A 1482-nucleotide genomic window follows, 5' to 3' on the forward strand; every position below is an offset into this window, starting at 1 on the left:
CCGAGAACCTGCCGATGGTGCTGATGGTGCACGGCGGTCCCTGGGCCCGCGACAACTGGGGGTTCAACGGTTCCGCGCAGCTGTGGGCCAACCGGGGCTACGCGGTGCTCCAGGTCAACTTCCGCGGCTCCAGCGGATTCGGCAAGGCCCACATGAAGGCGGCGATCGGCGAGTTCGCCGGGAAGATGCACGACGACCTCATCGACGCCGTGGACTGGGCTGTGGAGCAGGGCTACGCCGACCCGGACCGGGTGGCGATCCTGGGCGGCTCCTACGGCGGCTACGCCGCGCTGGTCGGGGCGGCCTTCACCCCCGACCGCTTCGCCGCCGCCGTCGACGTCGTCGGCATCTCCGACCTGGCCAACTTCATGCGGACCCAGCCCGCGTTCGTGCGACCCGCGCTGGTCAACAACTGGTACCGCTACGTGGGCGACCCGGCCGTCCCCGAGCAGGAGGCCGACATGCTGGCCCGCTCACCGATCAGCAGGGTGGACCGGATCGCCGCGCCGCTGATGGTCGTCCAGGGGGCCAACGACGCCCGCGTGGTCAAGGCCGAGTCCGACAACATCGTCGCGTCGGTGCGCGGGCGCGGCGTGGACGTGGAGTACCTGGTCTTCGACGACGAGGGGCACGCCATCGTCAACCCGGAGAACCTGATCACCATGTTCGGCGCCATCGACCGCTTCCTCGCCCGCCACCTCGGCGGACGGTGAACCCCTGACCGGGCCCGGCCACGTCCGCCGTCCCGTCGGCGCCCGCGGGGGATGGCGACGAGGGCGCCGCACCGGGCGGGGGGTTCCGGCTCCAGGGCCGGGTGTCGGGGGAGCGGCCCCCGACCCGGCTCCGGGCCGGGCCCGCGATCGGCTGGGGACGCGGTCGGCGGGGGACGCGTGCGCGCCGCGCCCTCCGCGTCCCGGGAACCTTGATCAGTAGGGAACGCGGTTGCGCCCGACGAGGAACCACAGGACGGCCCCGATCAGGGGCGCGATACAGACGAAGATGAGCCAGACGACCTTCATCGCCCCGTCCACCCGCGACGTGAGGATGCTGAACACCGCCGCGATGATCAGCACGACCGCCACCAGGGACACCACCGCGACCCCGACCAGCAGCAGGATCGGGAGCACGGTGGTGAGGAGGCCCGAGTCGTTCAGCGCCAGGAGTGACATGTGGTTCCCTTTCGAGGTCCGGGGTCGGGCGTCGTGTCCCCTGACCGGCCGCGGTGGATCCGCGGACGGACGGGCTCCCGGCGGTCCGTCGGTGCGGGCCGGCCGGGCGCCCCCGCGGGGACGAACACCACGCTAGGTGCGTGACCCGGGGGGAGGCATCCCTCTGGAGAACCCACCGTGTCGTCTCCTAAGGCGGCACGCCCAGGAGAGCGGCGTCGCTTTGGTCGGTGCGCCGACCGACTTTCGTCGGTGCCCTCCGGGCGGGCGGTTCCCGGAGCGGGTCGGACCCCTGCGGCCCCCGTCCCCCCTGGGG

2 protein-coding genes are annotated in these 1482 nt (G+C 72.8%); one reads left to right on the forward strand and one right to left on the reverse strand.

Annotation, left to right across the window (positions count from 1 at the left end):
* On the forward strand, positions 1-713 hold a 713-nt coding region (locus DQW06_RS25725; protein ID WP_157983606.1), incomplete at its 5' end, for a S9 family peptidase.
* 213 nt (positions 714-926) lie between these two features.
* Here the strand turns inward: DQW06_RS25725 and DQW06_RS25730 are convergent.
* Positions 927-1169 (reverse strand): PLD nuclease N-terminal domain-containing protein, encoded by a 243-nt coding sequence (locus DQW06_RS25730; RefSeq protein ID WP_013152706.1) that lies wholly within the window; start codon positions 1167-1169, stop codon positions 927-929.
* Between the last annotated feature and the right edge of the window lie 313 nt (positions 1170-1482).

The sequence above is a fragment of the Nocardiopsis sp. TNDT3 genome (assembly GCF_003427465.1).
In the GTDB taxonomy this organism is placed as follows: domain Bacteria; phylum Actinomycetota; class Actinomycetes; order Streptosporangiales; family Streptosporangiaceae; genus Nocardiopsis; species Nocardiopsis dassonvillei.